The 2,724-nt window shown below is 42.4% G+C and carries 4 protein-coding genes and 1 pseudogene; all 5 read right to left on the bottom strand.

The window, feature by feature from the left end:
* A pseudogene (locus LD39_RS11875) lies at positions 1–253 on the bottom strand (uroporphyrinogen-III synthase); the annotation flags it as partial.
* Entirely contained in the window at positions 250–879 is a 630-nt protein-coding gene (locus tag LD39_RS11870) for an NAD(P)-binding protein (protein ID WP_035546705.1), read from the bottom strand. The gene LD39_RS11870 and the pseudogene LD39_RS11875, both read right to left, overlap by 4 nt.
* A gap of 16 nt (positions 880–895) precedes the next feature.
* The gene (locus LD39_RS11865; protein ID WP_035546703.1) at positions 896–1,660 is read right to left on the bottom strand and encodes a sirohydrochlorin chelatase; all 765 of its coding nucleotides are present in this window, start codon (positions 1,658–1,660) and stop codon (positions 896–898) included.
* A gap of 12 nt (positions 1,661–1,672) precedes the next feature.
* Positions 1,673–2,449: a uroporphyrinogen-III C-methyltransferase gene (gene cobA / locus LD39_RS11860; protein ID WP_035546700.1), complete on the bottom strand. Its 777-nt coding sequence runs from the start codon at positions 2,447–2,449 to the stop codon at positions 1,673–1,675.
* 39 nt (positions 2,450–2,488) lie between these two features.
* Positions 2,489–2,724: adenylyl-sulfate kinase (locus LD39_RS11855; protein ID WP_035546698.1), on the bottom strand; the 236-nt coding region annotated here is incomplete at its 5' end.

The raw sequence follows: 2,724 nt of genomic DNA, 5'->3' as shown, positions 1-2,724 counted from the left end.
GATCCTTCAATCCTATGTTAGAAGCTGAATGCGCTAGCGTTTTTGCTCCGATACCTGTTGTTAAAATGACCCATTCAAAACGTGTATCAAGATAGTCCTTTATATTTTTTATGCTTGTTTCTTCATTTAATCTTTGTCTACCTTGGGAAGGAAAAACGGCTGCCGTCCCTCCCATGTTTTGGATTAGCCGACAGATTGCATCTGATTTACGGTCCGCCGCTACTCCGATACGTTTTCCAGTTAAGCCTTTCACGTCACTCCCTCTCCTTCTGCAATGGTTTCCAGTTGTTTTTTAAAAATCTTCTGCTGATCAGGGCTCTTATAAGTGTCCTGTAAAAGATGTTTTAAAAGAGCCTGTTTTTCTACCTTTGGAAGCGAAGAACGTTTAATCTGTTGACGACATTCATATAGGAAATCAACATATTGTCCATAATCATCTTCAAAACCTTTCTCAAGGTCTGCTTTTATTCTTGCTGTCAGCATTGGACTAGCTCCCTCCGTGGAAACAGATATCGTCAGCTTTCCTCTTGAAAAATACGCAGGGATGCTGAAATTACCTCTATCTACATCTGGAGCGTAATTAATCAAAGGCACTTGGGATGCTGCTTGGAGAGCCATTTCATTCACTTCCAAATCATTCGTCGCGATTACGACGGCAAAAGCATCTATTACATCTTCTTCACTGAACCTTTTCTTTTTCCAGCTGATTTTCTCATCATCGATCATACATTTTAGTGTACTTGTTAAAGAAGGGCTGATAAGCGTGATAAAGACTCCTTTTTTATTTAGCGTCTTTACTCGCTTTTCTGCTACAACTCCACCTCCGACGACTACCGTCCGCTTCCCTGCCAAGTCCACCATCATTGGTATTGCGCTCATCCGTTCCCTCCTTGTTTTACACTGACGTTACGAAGGTTTTATCGATAGCGCTACTTACCACCGCTTCTTCGGCTCGATCGGCTAACGCTTGAACTATATTAAGATGGTTCCCTAAATAATGAGTTATTTTAATTCCATGCCCTTCCTCTTGAAGCTGGTTTACTTTTTTGGTCATCGATTTTATCAATAAACCTGTAAACCATAAGTAAGGGACAACGATTGTTTCACTTTCCTTTTTCAAAGCTCTTTCCAACCCCTCCTCAAAGGATGGACGGCAGGCCGCAAGGTAACTCACTTCTATATCTGTCACTTGTAATTTTTCTTCCAGCCTGCGGGCAATTGTTTCAATGGAACGTTTAGTTTCAGGGTTTTTACTTCCTCTTCCAACCAGAAGGATATCGGTGTTCATTGCATCAAATGATTCCGTTTCTCTCACTCGCTGGTCTAAAACATCAATGATTCTATCTTGAATGCCAATCGGCTTTCCATATTTATACTTAACATTCGGATAGAGGCTCATTGCTTCCGTAATCTCTTCAGGAATATCTTTATAATAATGGCCGGCACTAAGCAGCAAGACGGGTACAATTGCTATTTCAGTGGCTCCATGTTTAATCAACCTTTCAATTCCACTTCTCATGTCCGGTTCAGTGAGCTCTAAAAAACAAATCCCCCATAAAGGTACGTCCACATGTTCATGTACGGCATGCAAAAATGATACGGCTTCCTCTCGTGTTTCCTCCACACGGCTGCCATGACTTACATAGAGCACTGACTTCATCTAAACCCTCCTTTATCCCACTACTTGTTGAGCAAGCAGATCATTTTCTGCCTTTAATTGCTCAAACCATTGCAAGTTTTCCCTAAGTTTCACGACTTCTCCTACGATAATCATGCTGGGATTTTTGACTTTCTTAGCCTTCTCTACAATATCGAGCAATGTCCCTGTAACGGTGTGCTGGTCACCCGTCGTTCCCCAATGGACTAAAGCAATGGGAGTATGAGCGTCTCTTCCATGGCGAATAAGTCGTTCGCAGATTTTGGGGAGTTTCTTTACACCCATATAAATACAAAGCGTATCCATACTTTTTGCAACATGCTCCCAGTACTCTTCTTGGTCGACTCCGAGATTGCTCACTCCCGTGATAAAGGACACAGATGAACTATAGTCTCTATGGGTCACCGGGATTCCTGCATAGGCAGGTGCTGCAATTCCGGAAGTGATTCCAGGAACGATTTCATAAGGAATATTTCTTCTAGACAATTCTTCTGCTTCTTCTCCGCCGCGGCCGAATACGAAAGGATCTCCTCCCTTTAACCTAGTGACAGTCTTTCCCTGTAAGGCAAATTTGCATAAGAGTGCATTTATGGAGGTCTGGGTAAGAGAATGATTATCAGGGCTCTTACCGCAATAGACAAACTCTGCGTGTGCACTTGCTTCATCAAGTAGTTCTTTATTAATCAGCCGGTCGTATAAGATCACATCTGCTTCTTTAATCGCTCTCAAGCCTTTCACTGTAATCAATTCGGCATCCCCTGGTCCGGCGCCTACGATGTAAACCTTAGCCATCTTCTCACTCCCTCATTATTAACACTGGGTCCTGCTGATTTATATCCATCCCTTTTCTTCTAAAAAAGACACAAGCTGTTCTGAACACTCGTTCACATCTGCTTGATCCGTATGCAAAACCAACTCCGGCGAGTTTGGAGATTCATAAGGTGCATCAATTCCAGTAAACCCTTTGATCTCACCATTCCGCGCTTTTTTATACAATCCTTTTGGATCACGTTTTTCGCATTCTGATACAGGACAGTCCACATGAACTTCAATGAAGTCACCTTCAG

The sequence above is a fragment of the Halobacillus sp. BBL2006 genome, from assembly GCF_000786645.1.
Classification (GTDB): Bacteria; Bacillota; Bacilli; order Bacillales; family Halobacillaceae; genus Halobacillus.
Note: the sequence above shows the minus strand (reverse complement) of the source record. Positions and strands in the feature narration are given on the sequence as shown.

Excerpts from the sequence above, each read along its gene's own strand:
- LD39_RS11870 (WP_035546705.1), bottom strand. The coding sequence starts at position 879 with ATGAGCGCAATACCAATGATGGTGGACTTGGCAGGGAAGCGGACGGTA.
- LD39_RS11865 (WP_035546703.1), bottom strand. The coding sequence starts at position 1,660 with ATGAAGTCAGTGCTCTATGTAAGTCATGGCAGCCGTGTGGAGGAAACA.
- cobA (WP_035546700.1), bottom strand. The coding sequence starts at position 2,449 with ATGGCTAAGGTTTACATCGTAGGCGCCGGACCAGGGGATGCCGAATTG.